The 26838-nt window shown below is 32.1% G+C and carries 22 protein-coding genes, 1 tRNA gene, 1 rRNA gene and 1 other RNA gene; 22 read left to right on the top strand and 3 right to left on the bottom strand.

Features of this window, described 5'->3' with window-relative positions; all coding sequences use genetic code 11:
- Positions 1-17 precede the first annotated feature (17 nt).
- From AAH949_RS03220 to AAH949_RS03265, 10 genes are all read left to right on the top strand, one after another.
- Positions 18-911 carry a polyprenyl synthetase family protein gene (locus tag AAH949_RS03220; RefSeq protein ID WP_134238968.1) on the top strand — a complete coding sequence of 298 codons (894 nt, stop codon included), beginning with the start codon at positions 18-20 and terminating at the stop codon, positions 909-911.
- Entirely contained in the window at positions 911-2215 is a 1305-nt protein-coding gene (gene hemA / locus AAH949_RS03225; protein ID WP_348518963.1) for a glutamyl-tRNA reductase, read from the top strand. Before AAH949_RS03220 ends, hemA begins: the two co-directional genes overlap by 1 nt.
- On the top strand, positions 2202-3911 hold the full coding sequence (locus tag AAH949_RS03230; protein WP_348518964.1) for a proline--tRNA ligase: 1710 nt from the start codon (positions 2202-2204) through the stop codon (positions 3909-3911). Before hemA ends, AAH949_RS03230 begins: the two co-directional genes overlap by 14 nt.
- On the top strand, positions 3908-4300 hold the full coding sequence (fxsA, locus tag AAH949_RS03235) for an FxsA family membrane protein (RefSeq protein ID WP_134238965.1): 393 nt from the start codon (positions 3908-3910) through the stop codon (positions 4298-4300). Before AAH949_RS03230 ends, fxsA begins: the two co-directional genes overlap by 4 nt.
- Complete coding sequence (gene hemC, locus AAH949_RS03240) at positions 4297-5223, top strand: hydroxymethylbilane synthase (RefSeq protein WP_348518965.1); 927 nt, start codon at positions 4297-4299, stop codon at positions 5221-5223. Before fxsA ends, hemC begins: the two co-directional genes overlap by 4 nt.
- Positions 5220-7019, top strand: a complete 1800-nt coding sequence (locus AAH949_RS03245) for a menaquinone biosynthesis decarboxylase (protein ID WP_348518966.1) — start codon at positions 5220-5222, stop codon at positions 7017-7019. Before hemC ends, AAH949_RS03245 begins: the two co-directional genes overlap by 4 nt.
- A 108-nt stretch (positions 7020-7127) precedes the next feature.
- A complete protein-coding gene (locus AAH949_RS03250; protein ID WP_134238962.1) occupies positions 7128-7475 on the top strand; it encodes a FlaG family protein in 348 nt (115 codons plus the stop codon).
- Between the two features lies 1 nt (position 7476).
- Positions 7477-9414 carry a flagellar filament capping protein FliD gene (fliD, locus tag AAH949_RS03255; protein ID WP_348518967.1) on the top strand — a complete coding sequence of 646 codons (1938 nt, stop codon included), beginning with the start codon at positions 7477-7479 and terminating at the stop codon, positions 9412-9414.
- 11 nt (positions 9415-9425) lie between these two features.
- Positions 9426-9797 carry a flagellar export chaperone FliS gene (gene fliS, locus AAH949_RS03260; RefSeq protein WP_134238960.1) on the top strand — a complete coding sequence of 124 codons (372 nt, stop codon included), beginning with the start codon at positions 9426-9428 and terminating at the stop codon, positions 9795-9797.
- A complete protein-coding gene (locus AAH949_RS03265; protein WP_348518968.1) occupies positions 9773-10012 on the top strand; it encodes a hypothetical protein in 240 nt (79 codons plus the stop codon). The genes fliS and AAH949_RS03265 overlap by 25 nt, the downstream gene beginning before the upstream one ends.
- Here AAH949_RS03265 and rnpB read toward each other — a convergent pair.
- An RNA gene (gene rnpB / locus AAH949_RS03270) (RNase P RNA component class A) lies at positions 10006-10323 on the bottom strand. The genes AAH949_RS03265 and rnpB overlap by 7 nt on opposite strands.
- 123 nt (positions 10324-10446) lie before the next feature.
- On the opposite strand from rnpB, the gene efp reads away from it, so the two are divergent.
- Complete coding sequence (gene efp, locus AAH949_RS03275; protein ID WP_134238958.1) at positions 10447-11016, top strand: elongation factor P; 570 nt, start codon at positions 10447-10449, stop codon at positions 11014-11016.
- Between the two features lie 161 nt (positions 11017-11177).
- Here the strand turns inward: efp and holA are convergent, their stop codons facing one another.
- Both holA and AAH949_RS03285 read right to left on the bottom strand, forming a co-directional pair.
- Positions 11178-12146, bottom strand: a complete 969-nt coding sequence (gene holA / locus AAH949_RS03280) for a DNA polymerase III subunit delta (protein WP_134238957.1) — start codon at positions 12144-12146, stop codon at positions 11178-11180.
- Entirely contained in the window at positions 12139-14079 is a 1941-nt protein-coding gene (locus tag AAH949_RS03285; protein WP_348518969.1) for a ribonuclease R family protein, read from the bottom strand. The genes holA and AAH949_RS03285 overlap by 8 nt, the downstream gene beginning before the upstream one ends.
- Positions 14080-14224: 145 nt before the next feature.
- Between AAH949_RS03285 and ilvC the strand changes: the two genes are divergently transcribed.
- The 11 genes from ilvC to AAH949_RS03340 all read left to right on the top strand — a co-directional run bounded on the left by ilvC (position 14225) and on the right by AAH949_RS03340 (position 26837).
- Positions 14225-15247: a ketol-acid reductoisomerase gene (gene ilvC / locus AAH949_RS03290; RefSeq protein ID WP_348518970.1), complete on the top strand. Its 1023-nt coding sequence runs from the start codon at positions 14225-14227 to the stop codon at positions 15245-15247.
- Between the two features lies 1 nt (position 15248).
- The gene (locus AAH949_RS03295) at positions 15249-16268 is read left to right on the top strand and encodes a divergent polysaccharide deacetylase family protein (protein ID WP_348518971.1); all 1020 of its coding nucleotides are present in this window, start codon (positions 15249-15251) and stop codon (positions 16266-16268) included.
- Complete coding sequence (locus AAH949_RS03300) at positions 16258-17037, top strand: DNA-processing protein DprA (RefSeq protein WP_134238953.1); 780 nt, start codon at positions 16258-16260, stop codon at positions 17035-17037. Before AAH949_RS03295 ends, AAH949_RS03300 begins: the two co-directional genes overlap by 11 nt.
- Positions 17034-17420 carry a Holliday junction resolvase RuvX gene (gene ruvX / locus AAH949_RS03305; protein ID WP_348518972.1) on the top strand — a complete coding sequence of 129 codons (387 nt, stop codon included), beginning with the start codon at positions 17034-17036 and terminating at the stop codon, positions 17418-17420. The genes AAH949_RS03300 and ruvX overlap by 4 nt, the downstream gene beginning before the upstream one ends.
- The gene (locus tag AAH949_RS03310) at positions 17407-18306 is read left to right on the top strand and encodes an RsmB/NOP family class I SAM-dependent RNA methyltransferase (RefSeq protein ID WP_348518973.1); all 900 of its coding nucleotides are present in this window, start codon (positions 17407-17409) and stop codon (positions 18304-18306) included. Before ruvX ends, AAH949_RS03310 begins: the two co-directional genes overlap by 14 nt.
- 258 nt (positions 18307-18564) lie before the next feature.
- Positions 18565-19542: an agmatine deiminase family protein gene (locus tag AAH949_RS03315; RefSeq protein WP_348518974.1), complete on the top strand. Its 978-nt coding sequence runs from the start codon at positions 18565-18567 to the stop codon at positions 19540-19542.
- Positions 19539-20426 carry a cation diffusion facilitator family transporter gene (locus tag AAH949_RS03320; RefSeq protein WP_134238949.1) on the top strand — a complete coding sequence of 296 codons (888 nt, stop codon included), beginning with the start codon at positions 19539-19541 and terminating at the stop codon, positions 20424-20426. Before AAH949_RS03315 ends, AAH949_RS03320 begins: the two co-directional genes overlap by 4 nt.
- Positions 20423-21295: an N-carbamoylputrescine amidohydrolase gene (locus AAH949_RS03325; RefSeq protein WP_348518975.1), complete on the top strand. Its 873-nt coding sequence runs from the start codon at positions 20423-20425 to the stop codon at positions 21293-21295. The genes AAH949_RS03320 and AAH949_RS03325 overlap by 4 nt, the downstream gene beginning before the upstream one ends.
- Positions 21296-21397: 102 nt before the next feature.
- Entirely contained in the window at positions 21398-24436 is a 3039-nt protein-coding gene (locus AAH949_RS03330) for an autotransporter outer membrane beta-barrel domain-containing protein (RefSeq protein WP_348518976.1), read from the top strand.
- Between the two features lie 712 nt (positions 24437-25148).
- A 16S ribosomal RNA gene (locus AAH949_RS03335) occupies positions 25149-26662 on the top strand.
- A 99-nt stretch (positions 26663-26761) separates the two neighbouring features.
- A tRNA-Ala gene (locus tag AAH949_RS03340) sits at positions 26762-26837 on the top strand.
- Position 26838: the final 1 nt, after the last annotated feature.

Genomic DNA, 26838 nt, shown 5'->3' on the forward strand with positions numbered 1-26838 from the left:
GCTTTTAAGGATATGAAGTGCAAGAAATAGATGATTTGATAAGGCAGTATTTAGAAGAACTTGATTATGAACCTATTTTAACAATGCTTTCTGGTACAAAATCAGGTAAAAAAATGCGTTCTAAATTGCTTTTAGCTATTGCAGGTGAAAGCGAAAATTCTTTTAAAATTTGCGCTGTAATAGAGCTTATACATTTGGCGAGTTTATTGCACGATGATATTGTTGATGAGAGTGAATTAAGGCGTGGAGCAAAATCTGTTAATGCGAAATTTGGCACAAAAAACGCTTTAATGCTTGGCGATATTTTGTATTCTAAGGCTTTTCATGAGTTAAGTAAAATGGAAGCAAAATTTGCAAATATCATTTCAGATGCGGTTGTAAAACTTGCCATAGGCGAACTTATGGATGTGAATTTAAGCCAAAATTTTAATAACGATAAAAATCAATACTTAAAAATGATTTATAACAAAACAGCGGTTTTGATTGAAGCTAGCGCAAAATGCGGAGCTATTTTAGCTGGATATGATGAAGATGCTTTTGGGGAATACGGTAAAAATTTAGGACTTGCTTTTCAATTGATTGATGATATTTTAGATATTAAAGGTGATGAAAAGACGCTTGGAAAACCTGCCATGAGTGATTTTAAAGAAGGTAAAACAACTTTAGCTTATATTTATCTTTATGAAAAATTAAATACCCAAGATAAGAATTATTTAAAAACTTTATTTAAAAAAGATTTAAATTCAGAAGAATTACAATGGTTGAAAATAAATTTGGAAAAACATCAAATTTTAGATTCTGTTATTGATTTAGCAAAAAATTATGGAATTTTGGCTTTAAAAGCTGTAGGAAAATATCAAAATAATGCTTTAAATCAAATTGTTGAAAATATGATAAATAGGAATTTTTAATGCATTATTTTTGCGTAAGTTTTACTCATAAAAATACTGATATTGCGTTAAGAGAAAAACTTTCTTTCTCAGACGCAACCAAAAAAAAAGAAATTTTGCGTTTAATCAACTCTCATGCAAATATTCAAGAAAGTTTTGTTCTTAGCACTTGCAATAGGGTTGAAATTTTTGCTTATGTAAAAGAGCTTTCGAAAATTAGCGAACATATTAACGCCTGTATTGCTTTGCTTTGCGAAGTTGATAAAGAACTGCTTAATCAAAAGGCTGATGTTTTCGAAGATAGTGGGGCAATCCATCATCTTTTTTCAGTGGCCAGCTCTTTAGATAGTTTGGTAATCGGTGAAACACAAATTACAGGACAGTTAAAAGATGCTTTTTATTTTGCTAAAAATGAAAAAGCATTAGACATTCATCTTTCGCAAGCTTTGTATTTTGCTTTTAAATGTGCCGCCAAAGTAAGGAATGAAACTCAGATTTCTAAAAATCCTGTTTCTGTGGCTTCTGTTGCTGTAAATAAGGCAAGAGAATTAATTGATTTGAAAGATAAAAGTGTTGTTGTGGTGGGTGCTGGGGAAATGGCCGAGCTTGCTTGTAGACATCTGATGTCCCATGTCAAAGAAATTATTATTCTTAATCGTAATGTTGCACGCGCAAAGGCTTTATTTGAAGATTTGAATTTGCGGGGTAAATTTGATAGTTTGGAAAATTTGCCTTATTATATTAATAATTATGAAGTAATATTTTCTGCTACAAATGCCTTGGAGTGTATCATCACTCAAGATATTTTAGAAACAAAAGCTTTTAAACGATATTTTTTTGATATTGCAGTGCCAAGGGATATTGATTTACAAAAAAATAATAGTATTGAAGTTTTTACGGTAGATGATTTAGAAGAGATTGTAGAACGAAATTTGGCTTTAAGAGAGCATCAAGCGCAAATTGCTTATGCAATTATTGCAAGAATGACAGAGGAATTTTTTCAATATCTTGGAGATTTAAACTTAGCGCCCTTAATTAAATATTTAAGGTTAAAAGCAAAAGAGTGTGCTCAAAAACAGCTTCAAATCGCTTTAGATAAAGGTTATTTAAAACATTCCAATGAAGAGGAAGCAAGAAGACTTATACATCAAGTTTTTAAAGCATTTTTGCATACCCCAACGGTAAATTTAAGGCATATTCAAGGTAAGATGCAAAGCGATGTAGTGGTTGATGCTATGCGTTATATTTTTGATTTGCAAGATAATTTTGAAAATTCAAATGAATACAAATGTGAATTTAATATGGAGAATAATGATGAAATTTAGCAAATTTTATGCACCAAGTTTAAAAGAAGCTCCTAAAGATGCAACTTTACCAAGTCATATTTTTTTAACGCGTGCAGGATTTATTGAGCAAATTGGAAGCGGACTTTATAATTTTTTACCTTTAGGAAAAAGGGTTTTAGATAAAATTAAAAATATAGTTAAAGAAGAAATGGATAAAGCAGGAGCACAAGAAGTCAATCTAAGCTTTGTAACTCCTGCAAGTTTATGGCAAGAAAGCGGGCGTTATAATGTTTTTGGTAAAGAGCTTTTGCGCTTCAAGGACAGAAAAGAAAATGAATTTGTTTTAGGGCCAACGCATGAAGAGGCCATGCTTTCTTTGGTAAAAAACAAAATTACATCTTACAAGCAACTTCCTTTGCACTTATATCAAATAGGGCTTAAATTTCGCGACGAAGCAAGACCAAGATTTGGACTGTTAAGATGTCGTGAGTTTTTAATGAAAGATGGTTATAGTTTTCACTCTAATGAAGAAGATTTGGGACGAGAATTTGATTTGATGTATAAGACTTATTCTAAAATTTTACAAAGAATGGGTTTAGATTTTAGGGCAGTGGAGGCTGATAGTGGAGCTATTGGGGGAAGTGGTTCTAAGGAATTTATGGTTTTAGCGAAAAATGGCGAAGATGATATTTTACTTTGCGAGAATTGTGATTATGCCGCCAATGTTGAAGCAGCAAAAAGAGCTAAAAAAACTTGCAAAGCTCAACGCCCTGAGGCAAATTATGCGAGTAAGTTTCACACTCCAGATATTAAAACCATTAAAGATTTGGCTGACTTTTTTAAGATTGATGAATTTTATACCATTAAAGCAGTGGTAAAAAAAGCTATTTATGAGAATGAAAGCAAGCTTATTGTATTTTTTGTGCGCGGGAGTGATGAGTTGCAAGAGACAAAGGCACAAAACGCTTGTAAAGCTTTAGAGCTTGTAGATGCAAGCGAAGAAGAACTTCAAGAAGCGGGCTTAGTCACTGGATTTATAGGTTTTGTAGGTTTGAAAAACATTGATTTTTATGTCGATTTTGAGCTTGAAAATGAAAAGCAAATGATAATGGGTGCCAATGAAAAAGATTATCATTTAATTGGCATTGATGTGGTGAATTTAAACAAAGATCGTTTTAAGGATTTAATAGAAGTTAAAGAAAATGATTGTTGTATTAAATGTGGTGGAAAACTCAAAAAAAGCAAGGGTATAGAAGTAGGACATATTTTTAAATTAGGACAAAAATACTCAAAAGCTATGAATGCAAATTTCTTGGATGAAAATGGCAAAAGTCAAGCTTTTTACATGGGCTGTTATGGTATAGGCGTGTCGCGTTTGGTTGCGGTAGCTATTGAAGCGAGTCATGATGAAAAGGGTTGCATTTGGAATAAAGCTTTAGCTCCTTTTGCACTTGAAATTATTGTTTCAAATATTAAAGACGAAAAAGCTTTAGAATTTGCAAATGAGCTTTATGAGAATTTGCAAAACTTAGGTATCGAAGTTTTGCTTGATGATAGAAATGAACGCTTTGGTGTTAAAATGAACGATTTTGAACTTATGGGTTTTCCTTATGTCGTGGTTATTGGCAAGGGTTTGGAAAATAATGAAGTGGAATTAATAGAAAGAGCAAATTTGCAAAAAGAACTTGTTAAAAGCAGTGAAATTTTAGAGATAATTAAGAAGAAGATATTATGAAAAGAAAATATAGTTTTTCTCTAGTTCCTTTAATTGTTTGTGAATTTGTAGCTTGTGTGCTTTTTATTATAGCTTTTGGTTTTAGTAATTTTTTACTTTTTATGCTTTTTAGTATGATTATTGGGGTGATTTTGCTTGCAATTTTTTGGAAGAACATGCTTGATTTTCAAGTTTTGAGCGTTAAAGAGATGTTGAAGCAATTTTCTTTTGTAATTGCAGCTTTTTTATTGATTTTACCGGGAGTTTTAAGCAGTATTTTTGGTTTTTTAGTATTTTTGTTTGCTTTATTTTTTAGCACAAGTAAAAAAAGCAAGGAGTATTTTTCGCATAAATTTAATCATAAAGATGAAGAGATTATTGATGTTGAGATTATAGAGGAAAGAAAATGAAAGAACTTATTATAGCCACAAGAAAAAGTAAACTTGCTTTATGGCAGAGCGAATATATAGCCGGTATGCTTGAAAAAACTCATCAAATAAAGGTGCGTTTAGAAGGCTTTAAAACAAAGGGCGATGTTTTACTTGATTCTCCTTTAGCAAAAATCGGTGGAAAAGGACTTTTTACCAAAGAACTTGAAGAGAGTATGTTGCAAGGAAAAGCCCATTTGGCGGTACATAGTTTAAAAGATGTACCAAGTTTTTTTCCTAAGGGTTTGATTTTAGCAGCAGTAAGCAAAAGAGAGCAAAGTAATGATGCGATGATATCTCAAAATTTCAAAGATTTTTCCTCTTTGCCAAAAGGTGCAAAAATAGGTACCACAAGTCTTAGACGCAAAATGCAACTTTTATTATTAAGACCTGATTTAGAGATTATTTCTTTGCGTGGAAATGTAAATTCTCGCATAGAAAAACTAAAAAATGGCGATTTTGATGCGATTATTTTGGCTATGGCAGGCATTAAACGCCTTAATTTAGACAAAGAAGTGAATTTTGTTTATGAATTTAGCAAAGATGAATTAGTTCCTGCGGCATCTCAAGGAATTTTAGGCATAGAAAGTGTGGAAGATGAAGAAATCACCAAACTTTTAAAATGTTTAAATGATGAAAATGCTTTGATTGAAAGTACCATAGAAAGAGAATTTATCTCTACCTTAGAAGGGGGTTGTCAAGTGCCAATAGGTATTAATGCAGAGCTAAATGAAGAAGAAATTTGTGTGCGTGCAGTACTAGGACTCCCTGATGGTAGTGAAATTTTGCAAGATAAAAGAATGATTAAAAAAAGCGAATTTCAAGGATTTGGAGAAAAGTTGGCTAAAGAATTTATAACCAAAGGTGCTAAAGAACTTTTAAAAAAAGCTGAAAGTATGATATGAAAGAATTTATTGAAATTTTAAAAAAAAATGATTTATTAAAAGTTTTTGAAGAGCCTGTTGATGTAGATCTTGAAATTGCGCATTTAGCCTATATAGAAGCTAAAAAGCCAAATGGTAAGGCCTTGCTTTTTAAAAATCCCGTGGATAAAAAACTAAATAAAAAATATAAATTTCCTGTTTTAATGAATACTTTTTGTAATGAGTTGGCTTTAAATTTAGCTTTTGGACGCGATTTTAATGAGGTAGCTGATGAAATTTCAAAACTCACAAAAATGCATATTCCTACAAATTTCAAGGCAAAAATGGATTTTTTTATGACTTTATTAAGTCTTAAAAATGTTCCACCAAAAAGACTTAAAGCCAATAAGGCTTTGTATGATTATGAAATTTTATCTTCGCTTGAAGAGCTGCCTGTGCTTAAGACTTGGGAAGATGATGTGGGTAAATTCATTACTATGGGGCAAGTTTATACGCAAAATTTGGATAAAACGCAAAATAATCTTGGAATGTATCGTTTACAAATAAGCGATAAAAATGAACTTTTAATGCATTGGCAAATTCATAAAGATGGGGCGAATTTTTATCATGAGTATAAAAATGCCGGTTTGAAAAAAATGCCTGTAAGTATCGCAATAGGCGGTGATCCGCTTTATATTTGGTGTGGTCAAGCTCCTTTACCTAAAGGGATTTTTGAGCTTTTACTTTATGGTTTTATCAAAAAAACTCCAGCTAAACTCACTCCTTGCGAGAATGGAATTTTTGTTCCGTATAATAGCGACATAGTGATTGAAGGTTATGTGGATTTAGAAGAATTTAAAATTGAAGGACCTTTTGGAGATCATACAGGTTTTTATACTCCTGCTGAGCTTTTTCCTGTGATGAAAGTGGAAAAAATTTATGCCAAAAAAGACGCGATTTATCAAGCAACGGTTGTGGGAAAACCTCCTTTAGAAGATAAAATTATGGGACTTGGGACTGAAAGGGTGTTTTTACCGCTTTTGCAAACCTCAGTTCCTGATTTACTTGATTATAAAATGCCTGAAAATGGAGTTTTTCATAATCTTATCTTAGCAAAAATCGATGCAAAATATCCTGCACATGCACAACAAATCATGCACGCTTTTTGGGGAGTAGGGCAAATGAGTTTTGTAAAACATGCTATTTTTGTAGATAGCAAAGCTCCAAATTTAGATGATTATAATGCGCTAATTCCTTATATTTTAAATCGTTTTAGCGTAAATAAAATTTTAATTTCTGAAGGAATTTGTGATCAATTAGATCACGCATCTCCTAATGCTTGTTTTGGAGGTAAGGCAGGGCTTGATGCTTGTGAAGAAAATGAGACAGAAGAGCTTGAAATTTTAGAGGATGAAAAATTATTAGAACTTTTTAAAAGCAAAATCGAGCTTATCAATTTAAAACAATTTTATAAAGAAAGTAAAAGTCCTATTGTTTGTATTTTACTTGATAAAAAAGAAAGAATTTTAGGACTTTTTGAAAAATTGCTTGATTTTAAAAAACATTTTAGAATTCTAGTCTTTTTAGATGCAAACAACAAGCTTGAAAATCCTTATATGCTTGTATGGCGCGTGGTTAATAATATCGATGCAAAAAGAGATATTTTTATCAAGCAAGATAAGCTTTGTATTGATGCGACAGCAAAAAGTAGGCTTGAGAATTATGAAAGAGTTTGGCCTAAACAAACTGATTGCACTAAGAGTGTGATTGAAGATTTGATTTTGAGAAATATTTTAGAAAAAAATTCAGAACTTTTTGAAAAATTTGAGATTTTTTAATTTTTTGGAACATTTTTTGTTTTTTGTTAAAAAGATTGTTTATTTTTTTTAAAAATATCCGATTTGAAGACTAGGCAATAGTAAATCAATTTTAAAAAGGATTTTAAAATGAAGGTAAATAGTCAAATTGATAATAGCTTTTTTGCTAATAATTCAACTTCTTTGAATCAAAAAGTAGAATTTAGTAATGTGGCACAAAATACAGAACAAGGCAATACTCAAAATGAGAGTATAAATGAGCAATTAAGCAAGTTAACAGAAAAGCTTAATCAACAAGCGGAGTCTTTAGGGACAAATATAAAATTTGGCTTTAATGATAAAATTCATTCTATGTATGTTAGCGTTACGGAAAAACATACAGGAAGATTAATAAGACAAATTCCTAGCGAAGAAGCTTTAAAATTAGCAGAGCATCTTCAAGATGTAATAGGAATGATATTCGATAAGGAGAGTTAAAATGGCATTTGGTAGTTTATCAAGTTTGGGATTTGGTTCTGGGGTATTAACACAAGATATTATTGATCAATTAAAAAAAGCAGATGAGGCAGCTCGTCTTACGCCTTATACTTCTAAAATTGAAGAAAATACTGCCAAACAAAAAGATTTAACTGAAATTATTACAAAACTTTCAACTTTTAAATCAGCAGTTTCTTCATTGGCTGATGCTACGGCTTTTGCAAAAAGAAAAGTTGTAGGAAGCATTACAGATAATCCACCGGCAAGTTTAGTGGTTGATAGTGGCGTGGCTTTACAGAGTATGAAAATCAATGTTACTCAACTAGCACAAAAAGATGTTTATCAAAGTAAAGGTCTAGAAAATGATATGGGTTATGTTAATTCTAACTTAGAGTCTCCTGTATCTTTTACGCTTTTTCAAAAAGATAAAGCCTATACAATTACTGTAGATAAAAATACTACTTATAAAGACTTAGCCGATAAAATCAACACTGCAACAGGTGGAGAAATCACTGCTAAAATCGTAAACACCGGAGAAAAAGATACTCCTTATAGGCTCACTTTAACCAGCAAAGAAACAGGCGAAGATAGTGCGATAAGTTTTTTTGATGGAACAAAGAATGAAGATGGAAAATATGTTAGCAATGAAAATGCTACAAAAATTTTTGAAAATCTTGGTTGGAAATTAGATAAAAAAGATGCTGGTAATGAGCCTATTGATCCAAAAGATTTTAAAGGTTTTGGCATTGTAGATGATGAAGAAAATCCTTTGCATATCCAAAAAGCGCAAAATGCCGAATTTACGCTTGATGGTATTAAAATGACAAGACCTAGTAATACTATTACTGATTTGGGTGTGGGTTTAACTCTTACCTTAAATACAACAGGCGAAATTAATTTTGATGTGCAACAAGATACAGAAGCCATTACTACAGCTATGCAAGAGATGGTTGATGCTTATAATGATTTGGTTTTAAATTTAAATGCAGCAACAGATTTTAATGCCGAAACTGGGACAAAAGGAACTTTGCAAGGGGTAAGCGAAGTTAATAGTATTCGTTCAAAAATTATCGCAGATCTTTTTCAAAGTCAAAGTGTTACAGGTAGTGTTTTAGATGAAGATGGAAATAAAATTTCTGCTACCGTAATGCTTTCTATGCAAGACTTTGGCTTGACTATGAGTGAGTCTGGTACTTTATCTTTTGATGCTTCTGCTTTTGAGTCTAAATTTAAAGAAAATCCTGAAATGGCAGAAAGCTTTTTTTCAGGTATTACTCAATATGAAGATATCAATCATACTGGGGATTTGATTAAAGAAGGTAGTTTGAAAGACTTTGTTGGAGAAGGTAAAGACGGTATAGCTTTTAAAAGTGGTGATTTTAAAATTGTTTATAATTATGAAACTTATGATTTTTCAAAAACTCCAAGTGGGGAACCTTTTGTTTTAAAAGGTGAAACCGAAGAAGAAATGCTTCAAAATTTAGTCAATCATATTAATAGTTTTCGTATTGAAGGCTTAGAAGCCAAACTTGAAGAATATAATCAAAATGGCGAAAAAGGCTATAAAATTAAATTTAAAGGTAGCGGTGGAAGCGATTTTGCAATAGAGGGCAATGAAGAGTTTCTTAAGAGATTTGGGCTTAGTAAAACAAGTATTATTGCTAAACCTGTTGAAGGTTTAGGTGTATTTTCTAAACTTAAGGAAACCTTAGAAGGTATAGTTGGCTCAAATGGCTCATTAACTAAATATGATGAGAGTTTGACACAAGATACCAAAGCACTTACAAAATCCAAAGAAGCAACTCAAGCATTAATTGATACAAGATATGAAACGATGGCAAATCAATTTTTGCAATATGAGGTTATTTTAAATAATTTAAATACGCAATTAAATACCATTACGCAAATGATTAATGCGGCAAATAATAGCAATCAATAAAAGGAGTTTTTATGCAAAACAATTTTGCCTATAATGCTTATTCTCAAAATCAAATTGGGGTTGAATCCCCACAAAAACTTATAGAAATGCTTTATGAAGGACTTTTGCGTTTTTGCTCAAGGATTAAAGTGGCTATTAAAAATGAGGACATAGAGCAAAGAGTGTATTATATAAAAAGAGCCACAGCGATTTTTATTGAGCTTATTAATGGTCTTGATTATGAAAAAGGCGGAGAGGTAGCACATTATTTAAGCGGGCTTTATACGAGAGAAATTCAACTCTTATCTTTGGCAAATTTAGAGAATAATGAAGCTAGAATTGATGAGGTAATTAATGTTGTAAAAGGTTTATTAGAAGCGTGGAGAGAAGTACATCAGCAATGAAGCAAGAAGAATGGATAAAGAGTTTAAAATTAGCTATCATAAAAGAAGATATTGAAAGTATCGCAAGTCTTATAAAAACCTTAGATCCTCATCAAGGAAAACTTGAAGAAATTAGAGCTCTTTTGCAAGAGGCAATTAAAATTGTTTCAAGTAAAAAAGAAAGTATAGCTCAAGATATTAAAAAGCTACAAAGAGCAAGCAAATATATAAAATAGCATAGCGATAAGCCGAGTTCTGTCGTGAATGCTCATTTATCTAGTTTTGTTTTTGCAAACAAAATCAAGCGAAGGGTTCCAATAAAGACAAAAACCATCCCTTCTTGCTGCGGATTGGGTTTACATAGCCGAAATTGTTACCAAAATCGCTGGTAAGCTCTTACCTTACCGTTTCACCTTTACCATAAAATGGAAGTTTTCTTTCTGTTGCACTGTCCCTTAGGTTTCCCTAGCCATCTGTTAGATGGAATCCTTGTCTTTTGCAGCTCGGACTTTCCTCTTCATAACGAAGCGAGCATTTGCTATGCGTGGGCTTATTTTATCTAAAAAAGCTTATTTTTTATTAATTTTTCGGGTATAAAAAATTAATTTTATTGAGATATCAAGTAAAATTTGCTAAAATCAAAACTTCATTTTTTTTATAAAGGAAAAATATGGCATCTTATTCAATGGGCGATTTAAAAAAAGGTCTTAAAATAGAAATTGACGGCGTTCCTTTTAAAATCGTAGAATATCAACATGTTAAGCCGGGCAAGGGACCTGCTTTTGTGCGTATAAAAATCAAATCTTTTATTGATGGTAAAGTGCTTGAAAAAACTTTTCATGCAGGCGATAAATGCGAAGCTCCAAATTTGGAAGATAAAACAATGCAATATCTTTATGATGATGGAGAAAATTGCCAGTTTATGGATACGCAGACTTATGAGCAAGTGGCAATTAGTGATGAAGATGTAGGTGAGGCAAAAAAATGGATGCTTGATGGTATGATGGTTGATGTGCTTTTTCACAATGGCAAAGCTATTGGTGTGGAAGTTCCGCAGGTTGTAGAGCTTAAGATTATCGAAACAGCTCCAAATTTTAAAGGCGATACACAAGGATCAAATAAAAAACCAGCAACACTTGAAACGGGTGCAGTAGTACAAATTCCCTTTCATGTATTAGAAGGCGAAGTTATACGCGTTGATACCGTGCGTGGAGAGTATATAGAAAGAGCAAATAAATAAAAAGCAAGGTTTTTCCTTGCTTTTGATAACTTCTATTCCAAAATATTTTTTGTTATTAATTGTTTTTTAAATACATTAATTTTTATAAAATTTTAAATACTAATTTTGCTTGCAAATTTATCTTAAGTGTTAGTGTTTGAGTCAAGAAAAATTAGAAAATTTTATTTTGTTTTTAGAATTTGTGAAAGCTTTAATAAAGTCGCGATTAAAAATTCTTTTTTGGAAAGTTTTGAATTATTTTTTAACTCATATTCACTTTCGAGCAATAGAGTAAAAATTTGTTGATATTGAGAAATTTTAATTCCAAAGGCTTGCAGTTCTAGTTTTTTAGCTACTTGTGCTGGAGGTGTATAACCAAGTAATTCTTTAAAATCCATTTTCCCATGAATTTTTGCATATAAAGCGATTTTAAAAAGACGATAAAAGTTAGTATTTAAAGAATTAATTAAGGCAATTTCATTAAAACTGTCTAAAATTTTTTCAAGATCTGTGTTAATATTTTTGCCTTGTAAAAGTTTTTCAAAAAACATTTCAAAGCCTACTACGCTTAAGCTGAAACAATATTTCTCTATGGTTTTTTCATCGATGCTTAAATCTTGAAATTTATTAAGCTCACTAGCGGCTAAATATAAATTTTCATCAAAGTTTGAAAAAAGAGCAAATAAAGCATTTTGGGTGATTTCTATGTTTAATTCTTTGGCTTTCATAGCTAAAAGCTCTACACCTTCTTTAGCGTTATTTGCTTTAAAAAATCTTACAAAGTTATTTTCAAAAATCTTTTCTATATCGCTTTGCTTGGAGCTTTCATCATAAAGTTCTAAAAGTAGAAAATTATCTTGATTTTGTTTGCAAAGTTCTATGAGAATTTTTAGCTCTTTGCTAGGAATTTTTTTATTGGTTTTGATTTCTAAAAGTTTTTTTTCACTAAAAAGCGATCCGCCACTTAAAAAATCACTCACGCGAGAAAAATTATACTCTTCAAAAAAGATTTTTAAAGTCTCATCAGTATTCCATTTTTGTTTAATGAAATTAGCATAAAGTTCGCTTTGAAAATTATCTGCTCCATAAAGAAAGAAAAAATTTGGAAATTTATCTTTTAAAAGCAAGTTTTGTAGATCTTTTCTATACATTTTTTGCCTTTAAAGGATTTAAATTTTTTGTGATTTTAGCATAAATTTTTGCCATGATAATATCAGCTTCTATAATCTGCACTTCAACGCTTTGTAATAAATTTACTCGCGTATCATAAAGGATAATATCAGCGCCTTTAATTTCATCATCAAGTTTTGCTATGCAAATTCCATCATTTTGCACCACTAAAGCCTTGAATTTTTTGCCTATATTTTTTGCCGCCCATCTAGCAAATTTTCTATCCATAAAGTCATAAGCAACTTTATCTGCTTCTCTTTCAAGCGTGCTAAGACTTTCGCAAGTGCTTTGTATGTTTAAAAGCAAGTAGTTAAAAAGCTTATCATCTTTTTTTTGTTTGGCTTTTAAAAGTCTATGTAAAATAAGATCAGAATACCTTCTAATAGGGCTTGTAAAATGCGTATATTTATCAAATCCCAAGCCAAAATGCCCTGCATTTTCGCTAGAATACTCCGCTTTTTTTTGCGCTTTAATGATGAGTTTATCAACCTCTGCTCTTAAATTTAACTCATCAGCCAAAGCCTGGATATCACGTATGAGTTCGGGTAAATTGGGTTTAAATTTCACATCAATTCCAAGTTCTAAAAGCTCATTTATTAGCTTGTCTATTTTTTTAGAATCTGCACTCAAGTGATTTCTAAAAACTCCTATATCGATAAGTTTTGCAGCGGCTTTATTGGCTAAAAGCATACAATCTTCTATTAAATTATGTGAAGGCGTATCTTTTTCAAAAACCGTGCTTTTTAGGCTTAAATTTTCATCCAAAGTCATTCTAAGCTCTTCAGTGCGAAATTCAAAAGCATTTTTAAGGCGATTTTTGCGTAAAATACTTGTGATTTTAAAAAGCTCATAAAGATACGAAAGCTCTGCTAAGTCAGGTTTTTTGACTAAAATTTCATCCACTTCATCATAATTAAAACGGCGTTTTGAGTTAATAATAGCTTCAAAAAGCTCTTCTTTTATGACTTTGCATTCATGATCAAGTGTGATTTTAAAACAATACGCCAAGCGATCCAAATTTGGCTTTAAAGAGCAAATGTTTTCACTTAAAGGACGTGGCAACATTGGGATAGCAATATGTGGAAAGTATATGGAAAATCCACGATTTCTAGCTTCTTTATCAATAGCACTATAAGCATAAACATACTCGCTTACATCAGCAATAGCTACATAAATTTCGCGTTTTTGTGTATCAAAATAAATCGCATCATCAAAATCTTTTGCATGGACTGGATCAATGGTGCAAAAAGCCAAATTTCTTAAATCTATACGATTTTCATACATGCTTGCATCTACACTATCGCCATTTGCCAAGGCTTCTTTGATGCAAGCGTCACTAAATTCACTATTTTTATTAAAAAGTGCAAGTGAAATTTTCTCATCCACACTTTCATCATCAATGTGTCCTAATACTTCTATGATGTTGTTATTTTCATTTTCTATTTTTAAAATAGTGCCTAAAGGTAGGGCTTTTAAAGATTTTTGAGAAGCTTTTAAAGCTGTGCTTAGTCCGGTTTTGATATTCATTCCAAGCACAGCTTCACCGTATTTTTTAGTGACAACCAAAGAGGTTTCATTGGCCCTTTTTAAGACTAAAACCACTTTTGCACTGGGGCGTTTTTTCTTTAAAGGTAAAAGTTTTACCGCAACTATATCTTTGTAATTTGCACCTTTTAGATTTTTATTTTCTATGAGTAGATCTTTTTTAAAATTTTCGTCAAAGCATTCCAAAAAACCTATGCCTTTACTTGAAATATCAAGCACTCCAAAAGTATAGCCATTATTGATATAAAATTTATTTTTATATTCTTTTACGATATGATTTGCTATAAGTTCTCTTAAGATCTGCTTAAATTCATTATTGATTTGATTTGTATTAATGCCGTAATTTAGGCTATTTAAAAATTCTTTCATTGCAATAGTCTTTAATTAATGTGTAAAAATTTAAATTTTTATTTTAAAAAATATAATAATTGCATAAAGTTTATAAAAAAGATATGAAATTTATGCTTTTTATTTGTTATAATTTTTCAAAAAATTTTCAAAATTAGGAGTGATGATGGCTATAACTGTGTATTATGATAAAGATTGTGATTTAAGTTTAATTAAATCAAAAAAAGTCGCAATGATAGGATTTGGTTCCCAAGGACACGCGCATGCTATGAATTTAAGAGATAATGGCGTTGAAGTGATTGTAGGCTTAAAAGAAGGTGGAGCAAGCTGGGCAAAAGCTAAAAATGCGGGCTTTGAAGTAAAAAGCGTGAGTGAGGCTTCAAAAGAGTGTGATCTTATCATGATATTAACTCCTGATGAATTACAAGCTGATATTTTTAATCATGAAATAAAGCCAAATTTAAGCGAAGGTAAGGCTATAGCTTTTGCACATGGTTTTAATATCCATTACGGACAAATTGTTGCTCCAAAAGGTATTGATGTGATTATGATAGCACCAAAAGCACCAGGGCACACAGTAAGAAATGAATTTGCTATCGGTGGTGGAACACCTTGTTTGATCGCTGTGCATCAAGATGAAAGCAAAAATGCTAAAAATTTAGCCCTAAGTTATGCAAGTGCGATTGGTGGGGGTAGAACAGGTATTATAGAAACGACTTTTAAAGCTGAAACAGAAACCGATCTTTTTGGTGAACAAGCGGTGCTTTGTGGTGGGCTTAGTGCGTTAATACAAGCGGGATTTGAAACCTTAGTCGAAGCAGGATATGAGCCTGAAATGGCTTATTTTGAGTGTTTGCATGAGATGAAATTAATTGTTGATTTGATTTATCAAGGTGGAATTGCTGATATGCGTTATTCTATCTCAAATACTGCAGAATACGGTGATTATATCACAGGGCCTAAAATTATCACCGAAGAAACTAAAAAGGCTATGAAAGGCGTTTTAAAAGATATACAAAATGGTGTTTTTGCTAAAGATTTTATACTAGAGCGTCGTGCAGGATATGCAAGAATGCATGCAGAACGCAAAAATATGAATGATTCTTTGATTGAAAAAACAGGACGCAATTTGCGTGCTATGATGCCTTGGATAGCGGCTAAAAAATTAATCGACAAAGATAAAAACTAATTTGTCAAGAATTTATCTTAAAAAAGGGCAGATAATTATTATCGCCCTTGTATTTATTGTTTTATTTGTATCTTTAGTTTATTTTGGCTATAAAAATAACAAAAATACCTTTACTATTAAAAGTGAATTTAATATCACTTATGAAAATAAACTTCCTGCAAAAGAACCAACTTGGCAGCAAAATAAACAAATCAGCGAAGCAAATTTTAGCGAATTTGAAAATGCAATTTTTGAGGATTTTAATTTAAGTGAAAATTTACAAAAAGATATCAGCAAAGATTTAAATGCTAGTGATTTAAATAATACCCTTGTTATTAAAGATCAAAATTCAAGTTTGCTAAAAACACAAAAGGATTCAAAAGTATCTCAAAAAGCAAAGCTTGTCATTATCATTGATGATATTGTGAGTTTTGAGCAGTTAAAAGATTTACAAGAAACAAACTTAAAACTCACGCCATCTTTAATGCCAAAAGATAAATCAAGACCAAGTAGTGCAGCTAAATTCGCAAAAAATTTGGACTTTTATATGGTGCATTTGCCTTTAGCGGCGATAAATTACGCAAATGAGGAAAAAGACACTTTATATCCACAAGATAGCGAGGAAAAAATCGAAAATAAAATACAGCAGATTAAAAAAGATTTTAAAAATATAAAGTATATTAACAATCACACCGGTAGTTTATTTACCAGTGATGAAAAGGCGATGAGAAAGCTTTTAAAGATTTTTAAAAAATATGATTTGATTTTTGTAGATTCTAAAACCATAGGAAAAAGCGTTACGACTAAGATTATTAAGGATTTTTCCCAACCGCTTATCCAAAGAGATGTGTTTTTAGATAATGAAGATAGTGTGGTTTATGTAAAAAAGCAACTTGAAAGTGCTGTAAAACTCGCACAAAAGAAAGGTTTTGCTATAGCTATAGCCCATCCTAGAAAAAATACTTTTAAGGCATTAAAGGAGAGTGAAAAATTGCTTAGAAAAGTGGAATTAGTGTATTTAAGTGAAATTTATGGCAAGTAAAATTTTAGCACAAGAATTATCAAACAGTCTTTTTTCTGCTTTGGATAAAAAGCCAAAGAATATCTATTATAAGGGGAATTTAGAGCTTTTGGATAAAAGAAAGGTTGCTATCATCGGCTCAAGAAAAATGAGTGTTTATACTAAAAATTGTGTTTTTGAATTGGCAAATTATCTAAAAATGGCTGATGTTTGCGTGGTAAGTGGCGGGGCTTTGGGTGTGGATATTGTGGCAAGTAAGGCTGCTATGCCATTAACGATCGGAATTTTTGCAAATGGGCTTGATAGAATTTATCCCAAAAGCAATGAAAATATAATTAATGAAATTTACACCAATGCTTTAGCCTTAAGTGAAAATGAAGATAGTTATATCCCAAAAAATTATGATTTTTTACTTAGAAACCGTTTGATTATTGCTTTAAGCGAAGCAGTAATTATTGCTCAAGCGGATTTAAAAAGTGGTTCTATGCAAAGCGCTAGACTTGCTTTAGAGATGAAAAAACCTTTATATGTTTTACCGCATAGGATTAATGAGAGTCGAGGCACAAATTCGCTCATAAAAGAAAGAAAAGCAGAATTAATAACTGATTTTAAAGATTTCGCCTCGTGTTTTGGGGATATAACAGAAAAGCCAAGTGATGAAATTTTAGAATTTTGTAAAAAGGGCGTGAGTGTGGATGAGGCTGTGGCGGTTTTTGGGCAAAAAATTTATGAATATGAACTCGAAAGGAAAATCGAAATTGATGGGGTTTATATAAAGGTTTTGATTTGAAAACTTTAGCTTTAGATGTAGGTTTAAAACGCATAGGAGTAGCGCTTTGCGTGGATGGAAAAATCGCTATTCCACTTGATGCTATTATGAGAAAAAATCGCAATCAAGCTGCAAAAGAAGTGCAAAATTTAATCCAATTACACGAAATTTCTTCGCTTATTATAGGCATACCAAAAGGCGGATCGAGTGAAGAGGAGATGAGCAGACGCATTAAACATTTTGTGACCTTGCTTGAATTTAATGGTGAAATTCATTTTGTAGATGAAAGTATGACAAGTAGGGAAGCTTTGGAATTTGGAGTAATAAATACACGAAAAAAAGATGGCAAGCTTGATTCCTTGGCGGCTTTTATTATGTTAAAGGAATTTCATGGCATTGTTTGATTTAAAAACTCATCTAGATGGACTTTATGATGAAAAGCAAGTTTTGGATATTTTGGAAAGTTTCGACAAACCTAAAGATATTTGCGTTTTTATCAATACTTTAAAAAGCAACGAATTGGATTTTGAAGAGCTTTTAAAACAAGTAGATATTGCTTTTGTTAAGCTTGATAAATATTGCTATAAAATCGATCATAAAGATAAAAATACTCTTACGAGATTAAAAGCTTTTGAACTTGGGTATTTTTATGTGCAAAATTACTCTTCTTATTTGTGCGCGAAAAATTTAAATGTCAAACCCAATGAAAGTGTTTTAGATATGTGTGCTGCGCCGGGTGGAAAGAGTATTAATTTGGCAAATTTTATGGAAAATCAAGGCTATTTAGCTTGCGTTGAAGCAAGCAAGGATCGATTTTTTGTTTTAAAGAAAAATTTGCAAAATTATGGAGTAAAAATTGCAAAGTGTTTTTTAAAAGATGCTAAGAGTATAGGCAAAATTTGTCCGTCAAAATTTGATAAAATTTTACTCGATGCGCCTTGTTCTACCTTTGCGAAATCAGGATTTTTAATACAAAAAAATCTTAAAGAAATCAAGCAAATTTCAAATTTACAAAAAAGATTATTAAACTCAGCACTAAAAGCTTTGAAGCAAGATGGGGAGTTAATTTATAGTACTTGCACTTTTACAAGATATGAGAATGAAGAAGTGCTTGAAAATGCTCTAAATGGAGAGATTAAAATTGAAATTTTGGATTTAAATTTGGATAAGATAGAAGCCGTAGCTGCTAAAAGTTCAGAATTTGATGCGTTAAAAAAAGCCAAAAGGATATTGCCAAATAATCTAAACGACGGCTTTTTTATATGCAAAATTAAAAAGAAATCACTGTAGGCATATTTAAGCTTAAAAAATTATAAAAATTTTTAGAATAAATTTTTAACTTAAAGTTCTATTTTATCGTATTTTAGATATAAAATCACATTGTGAAAAGGCTGTGAATAAAATGCAAAAATTTTGTAACTTAAATGAATGAATAATTTTTAACAAGTTTTAAATTTGTGGTTTTTATCTTAAAAAAATATGATTTTTAAAAAAATCATGCAAATAAAATGATACAATTATAATTTTATTATCAAAAAAGGTAGTTAAATGATAAAATCAATCCCTGAATGGAGTGAGCAAGAATATTTAATGCTTTCTTTGCCTCACGAAAAAAGTGACTGGAAGCCATATTTAGATGAAATTTTACAAGGCTATAAAGAATTTATAAAAGCGGTTAGCGAGTTTCAAAAGGTGCTGCTTATAGCACCTAAAAAAAGCGATTTTGCTCCTTTTGAAAATATACCCAATGTGGAATTTTTTGTGTGTGATACAAATGATACTTGGATACGCGATTTTGGCGCAATCGATATTTTAGAAAATGGGTGCTTGAAAGCACTTGATTTTACTTTTAATGCTTGGGGAAATAAATTTCAAAGTCAGCTTGATAATGCGGTAAATTCTAAACTTTTTAAAGAAAAATTTAAAGAAGAGCTTAAGAAAATTGATTTGATTTTAGAAGGTGGAAGTATAGATTTTAATGGCGAAGGGGTGATGCTTACAAGCTCTCATTGTTTATTGAATGAAAACAGAAATTCTCATTTAAATAAAACACAAATTGATGAAAAATTGAAAGAAATCTTTGGTTTAAAGCAAATCATTTGGCTTGAAAATGGTTTTATAAAAGGTGATGATACTGATCATCATATTGATACTTTAGCAAGATTTATCACGCCAAATACCATAGCACACTGTATTTGCGAAGACGAAAAAGATGAGCATTATTTGCCTTTGCAAGAGATGAAAAAAGAGCTTGAAGAAACAGGTTTTAATTTAGTTGAACTTCCTTTACCAAAACCTTTGTATTATGAAAATCGCAGACTTGGAGCTACCTATGCAAATTTTGTTTTTATCAATAATGCCTTAATTGTGCCAACTTATAATGATGAAAAGGATAAAATTATTATACAAAGACTTAGCAAAGCCTTGCCAAATCGTAAAATCATAGGAGTTGATGCGAGAGTATTTTTACGCCAAAACGGCTCTTTGCACTGCTCTTGTCAAAATCGTTTTAAAGGACCAAGATGAGCTTGCAAAAAAATGCAACTATTATCGCAAGTGTTTGTGCGATTATTTTAGCTTGTGTGAAATTTATTGTGGGTTTAACAAGTGGTTCTGTAGCGGTGCTTTCTAGTGCAATTGATTCTTTAATGGACTTTGCTATTTCTGCTTTTAATTTCTTGGCTCTTAAAAAAAGTTCTCAAAAGGCAAATGAAAATTATAATTTTGGTTTTTCTAAAATAGAGGCCTTAATGGGCTTATTAGAGGGTGTTTTTATTGTTGGTGTGGGCATTTTTATCTTTTATGAAAGTATTTTAAAAATTTATTACAAAGAGCAAATTTCTGATTTAAATTCGAGTATTTATGTGATGGTTTTTGCTTTGGGGGTAACTTTTTTTCTTGTATTGTTTTTAAATTATGTAGCCAAAAAAACCAAAAGTTTAATTGTAGAAAGTGATGCTTTGCACTATAAGACAGATTTTTTAACTAATGCTTGCACCTTGGTGGCTTTGGTTTTAATTTATTTTACAAATTTACATATTATTGATGCAATTTTTGGAATTATTGTAAGCCTTTACACTGCATTTTCTGCTTTTAAAATTATTAAAAAAGCTTTAGCTTTTTTAATGGATGAAGCATTACCAAAAGAGCAAGTTGATGAAATTTGCGCTTTAATTTCTAAAAATTCAGAAGTTATTTCTTATCATGAATTAAAAACACGCAAAACTCCAAGTTGTAATTATTTAAGTGTTCATTTGGTGTTTTGTCCTATAATCTCGCTTTTGAATGCACATAAAATTTCAGATGAAATAGAAGAGAATATCCGTGCAATATTTAAAGATGAAAAATGGGACATACAAATCCATTTAGATCCTTATGATGATGAAGAAGAAGAAAGGCAAAGACAATGAAAATCGCTTTAATACAACAAAAATTTCATTCTACCAAAGAAAAAACCATAAAAAAAACTTGTGAATTTATAGAACAAGCAGCTAAGCAAGGAGCAGAGCTTGTTTGCTTAGGTGAGCTTCATCAGAGTGAGTATTTTTGCCAAAGTGAAAATGTGGATTTTTTTGATTTGGCAAATGATTATGAAAAAGATGTGGAATTTTGGGCGAATGTAGCTAAAAAAAATGGTGTGGTTTTGCTTACTTCACTTTTTGAAAAAAGAAGTGCAGGACTTTATCATAACACTGCTGTGGTATTTGAAAAAGATGGTACTATTGCGGGAAAATACCGCAAAATGCACATACCTGATGACCCTTGCTTTTATGAGAAATTTTATTTTACGCAGGGTGATTTGGGCTTTGAGCCAATCAATACAAGTTTAGGTAAGCTTGGTATACTCATTTGCTGGGATCAATGGTATCCTGAAGCAGCAAGACTTATGGCTTTAAAAGGAGCTGAAATTCTTATCTATCCTACAGCTATTGGTTGGTTTGATAAAGATGAGAATGATGAAAAGCAAAGACAACTCAATGCTTGGCTAGGAGTTCAAAAAGGCCATGCTATAGCGAATGGCCTGTATGTAGTGGCCGTAAATAGGGTGGGTTTTGAAAAGGACAAAAGCGGCGTAGAAGAAGGTATTAGATTTTGGGGAAATTCTTTTGTTTTTGGACCACAAGGAGAAGAAATTTGTGTTTTGGATAGTGAAAATGAATGCGTAAAAATCATAGAAATCGATCAAAAAAGAAGCGAAAAAGTGCGTCGTTGGTGGCCATTTTTACGCGATAGGCGTATAGAATATTTTGGTGAACTAGCTAAGCGTTATATCGATTAAGCTTTTTAGAATCATTGTGTTTAAAGTGCTTTTTAAGTTTAAAATTAATAAACTTCAAATTAATTTTTTGTAATTAAAATATTTAAAATTAAAGGTTTATTAATGAAAAAGAAATCGATAAAAAAGACTTGTTTGATATCTGCTATCACAGCAAGTATTTTAAGTCCTATTTATGCTTTTGAAATTGATGTAACAAGAGTAAATTCATCTGCTCAATCAGGGGGGGGGGAGTTAACTTTATATAAAAAAAGACTTGCTGATGCAAATGGACCATTTGTAGAAATTGATATTAAAAATGGGAATGCTACCGAAAGTGCATTTTGTAAAACGGGCAATGATTGTGTTATACAAAATGATTCTCCAATAGATATGACTAATAAAAACTTGACTTACAAAGGTTCTAATGGTTCACTGACAATTAATACAAGTCTTGATTTTCAAATAGATACCCATTTTGATTATACAACATTAAAAAATTACCACTCTGTGCTAAATAACCAAGGAACGCTAACTAGCATCAATATTTCTGAGGGAATTGAAATCAATCATAAAGCAAATCCAACTAATATAGGAAGTATGCATACAACAGCGCTCATTGTAAATGGTAGTTATAATAACGATCCTAATAGTATTGGAACAATTCATAGCATTAATAACTATGGAACAATTAATGCAATAACAGCTGTACCTATCATACATAACGGTAAAGGCAGTAAAATAGATTCTTTTATTAATTATGGAACAATAAACTCTAGTCCAACTGCAGGAATTGATTGGGCTGGAGCTGCTATTAGGAATGAACAAGGAACTATTGGGTATATAGAAAATAAAGGATATATTAAGAATATATATGGAGATGATAGAACCTCTACATCTATGTCTGCTATTATTGAAAACTCAGGAAGGATAGAAACAATTGTAAATTCAGGTATAATTGAGACAGAGATTACTTTATATTCTGCAAATGGATATGGCGGTTCTGGTTTAGGGGAGGTTATTAATACATCAACAGGTAAAGTTTATGCAGGAAGAGAAGATAATTGTGCCGGCTATGAATTTATCAGAAATCAAACAGGAGCAAACATTAGTTTAATTCAAAATGATGGATTTATGGAGCTTAAAAATTTAGCTTTTATATCAACAAATGCCCCGCTTAAGCAGTTTATTAACAACGGAACGATTAATTTTATACTCAACTCTAAATTTGAAGAGAGTATTACAAATGATGCATTATTTTCAATTTACTCAACAACAGAAGATAAAACTAATCTTATAGCAAATACTGGAACTATAAGTGTAAATAATAAAGATTATAAACCAGTAGATGGTTTTTCTATATTCTCTTTAAGTGAAGTTGAATCTTTTGTAAATGGCGTTAATGGTGTAATTGAGCTTGATTATGGTGCTGCGTTATATGCAAATAATGTAGATAGTATAACAAATGAGGGTGTGCTTCATACAAAAGAAGGCTCTGCAGTATCAGTAAAAAATATTGGCGAATTAGTTAACACAGGCACCATTAAATCAGACAATGGCTATGCAATCACTGTTGCAGCTGGAGCAAACATTGATAATCAAGGAGTATTGCAAGGCAGTATTGTGGCTTTACACTTACACGGTGATGGATCTTCAAGCACTACACCTTTTACAACAGAATTTAGCAACACAGGAGAATTAAAATTCAGTGCAGATAAAAATACAGGAGAAGGAGCTCATTTAGGTATAGCAAGTTATGGTACCCTAAATGTCAATAAATATAAACTAAGTATCACTCAAAGTGCTGAAGATTTTAATAATGCAAATAACAATAACTATAACATAGATAATAATAAATTAAATGATTTAGATAATACAGATAAACAATCTCACATCATAGTCCTAGGTCCTGATGCTGCAGGCGGACACCCTGATGCAGGCTGGAGTAGCATTAATTTTAAAGAAGGCAGTGTGTTTTTAGATATGGACTCCATGATTAAACAAGAAAGTTCTTTTAGACTTAATACTGTATATGATAGTAATTCTTTAGTCTTAGCCAATCAAAAAGATAACACCACAAATAACTTTGGAAAACTAGAAGCCGTAGGCGGAGAAGTGAATAATGGCAAAGGAATAGGCAGTGTGGATTTTATCTATCTTGATAATAATATCTATAAAGCAGAATATATCAAAGGAGATAATACAGCAAGCGCAGACTTAGAAAGTGATTATAATGCTAAATTTAAAATCACAGCCGATACTTTAAATTCTAAAAGCTATGTTGCAGCTCAAGCTAGCACCTTAAGTCATATCAGAAGAAATTATATGATAGCTAATGTCATAGATGAAGAGATAAAGAATTTCAATCAAGATTATAAAAGTTTCATAAAAACTTATTATGTAGATGATAATTATGATTTAGCAAATAACAATGGCTCTTTAAAGGGTGATGGCTATGGTTTAATCCTTGGTTTAAATAAAAGAATAACAGAAGATAAAATCCTAGGTTTTTATATGGGTTATGAAGATTTGTCTTTGGATAATACAATGAATCGCTTAAATATAAAAGATAAAGCCTTTTATGGTGGAGTGAATTATTATTTATCTTTAATGCAAGGAGAAGATGGAGATTTGTTTGCTAAAACACAAGCAAGACTTTCTTATACAGATTCAAAAATGCAAAGAACTTTAATCAGCTCGCAAGATAATAGCAATTATGACACTTTAAGCTATGGTGTGGCTTTTAGTTTAGGTTATGAGAAAAAAATTAATAATTTTATCCTTACTCCAAAAATGAGTTTAGCTTATGATAGATTAAATATTGATTCTTTCACCCTAGGTAATGAAAGGTATTCTAAAAACAATATCAATCTTTATACACTATCTCCTGCTCTTGAAGCCAGATATGACTTTAATGATAAAATGTATATTGCTGCAAATTTAGGAGTCAATATTAATTTAGATGATACTTATAATTCTGATTTTATGATTGAAAACATAAGATATAGCGATAGCTATGTTTTAGATGATTTTTATTATTTTAACAAGATTGATTTGGGTCTTAGACTTAGCAATAATACCGATATAGCTTTAGGCTATAATGGCATTTATTCAAATAGACTCACCTCTCATTCTGCTATGTTTAATATGAGATGGTGGTTTTAAATAGAAAAATGATAAAACACTCCTTATTTTAAGGAGTGTTTGTAATTCATTTGTGTTTAATGCTTAAATGGTTTTATGGGAAAATATTGTTTTTACTCCACTAAAATTGGATTTTATTTTCAAATATCTTTTTATAATCTTTCTTGCTTTTGCTTTTGAATTTTTCGCTTCAATCTACTGTTTTTCATCATTATTTTCTTTTTTTTAAATAATCAACCTTCTTCAAATCATTGTTTGCATTTTTTTAAATTTTCTTCATTTCAATTTCCATCTTTCAAAAATTCAAATCATTTCTTTATTTAAAACCCTTCCAAATTCTTATTTTATTTTTATATATTTTAATAATAATTTAAGCAAAACTAGCTATACTTTCATTTCCTTTTCTAAAAAAGGACCTAAACAAAGTAATTAAAAGCCTTTTTACTTTTATTTATGTTGAGTTTTTGTATTGTTCTTTAAAATTAATATTGTTGTTTCAAATCTTATAGTCAATCTTTGAAATCTAAATAAGTGATCGATTGAGCCAGAAAGATTTATTTTAAATCTTAATCAATTATAAAACTTTTTCTTTGAAGAAAAAGATTAAACTATCTATAAGAGCGATAAGGTTTATCTCTTTAATAATAATCTAATATCTATTTATTAGGTTTGGCAGGGTAAGCCTTTAGCTTGCTTCTTAGTTAAGGCTTTGCCTTAACGCTAAAGAATGTTTATTATGGAGAGTTTGATCCTGGCTCAGAGTGAACGCTGGCGGCGTGCCTAATACATGCAAGTCGAACGATGAAGCTTTTAGCTTGCTAGAAGTGGATTAGTGGCGCACGGGTGAGTAAGGTATAGTTAATCTGCCCTACACAAGAGGACAACAGTTGGAAACGACTGCTAATACTCTATACTCCTGCTTAACACAAGTTGAGTAGGGAAAGTTTTTTCGGTGTAGGATGAGACTATATAGTATCAGCTAGTTGGTGAGGTAATGGCTCACCAAGGCTATGACGCTTAACTGGTCTGAGAGGATGATCAGTCACACTGGAACTGAGACACGGTCCAGACTCCTACGGGAGGCAGCAGTAGGGAATATTGCGCAATGGGCGAAAGCCTGACGCAGCAACGCCGCGTGGAGGATGACACTTTTCGGAGCGTAAACTCCTTTTCTTAGGGAAGAATTCTGACGGTACCTAAGGAATAAGCACCGGCTAACTCCGTGCCAGCAGCCGCGGTAATACGGAGGGTGCAAGCGTTACTCGGAATCACTGGGCGTAAAGGGCGCGTAGGCGGATTATCAAGTCTCTTGTGAAATCTAATGGCTTAACCATTAAACTGCTTGGGAAACTGATAGTCTAGAGTGAGGGAGAGGCAGATGGAATTGGTGGTGTAGGGGTAAAATCCGTAGATATCACCAAGAATACCCATTGCGAAGGCGATCTGCTGGAACTCAACTGACGCTAAGGCGCGAAAGCGTGGGGAGCAAACAGGATTAGATACCCTGGTAGTCCACGCCCTAAACGATGTACACTAGTTGTTGGGGTGCTAGTCATCTCAGTAATGCAGCTAACGCATTAAGTGTACCGCCTGGGGAGTACGGTCGCAAGATTAAAACTCAAAGGAATAGACGGGGACCCGCACAAGCGGTGGAGCATGTGGTTTAATTCGAAGATACGCGAAGAACCTTACCTGGGCTTGATATCCTAAGAACCTTATAGAGATATGAGGGTGCTAGCTTGCTAGAACTTAGAGACAGGTGCTGCACGGCTGTCGTCAGCTCGTGTCGTGAGATGTTGGGTTAAGTCCCGCAACGAGCGCAACCCACGTATTTAGTTGCTAACGGTTCGGCCGAGCACTCTAAATAGACTGCCTTCGTAAGGAGGAGGAAGGTGTGGACGACGTCAAGTCATCATGGCCCTTATGCCCAGGGCGACACACGTGCTACAATGGCATATACAATGAGACGCAATACCGCGAGGTGGAGCAAATCTATAAAATATGTCCCAGTTCGGATTGTTCTCTGCAACTCGAGAGCATGAAGCCGGAATCGCTAGTAATCGTAGATCAGCCATGCTACGGTGAATACGTTCCCGGGTCTTGTACTCACCGCCCGTCACACCATGGGAGTTGATTTCACTCGAAGCCGGAATACTAAACTAGTTACCGTCCACAGTGGAATCAGCGACTGGGGTGAAGTCGTAACAAGGTAACCGTAGGAGAACCTGCGGTTGGATCACCTCCTTTCTAGAGTACAAAGTAATAAGTCTCACAACTATTACTTCAATATAGACTCAATCATCCTTGTTTAGATTTCAAAGATTGATGAAAAAGCTAATTGTTTATGGGGAATTAGCTCAGCTGGGAGAGCGCCTGCTTTGCACGCAGGAGGTCAGCGGTTCGATCCCGCTATTCTCCACCAT

The organism is Campylobacter sp. CCS1377, assembly GCF_040008265.1.
In the GTDB taxonomy this organism is placed as follows: domain Bacteria; phylum Campylobacterota; class Campylobacteria; order Campylobacterales; family Campylobacteraceae; genus Campylobacter_D.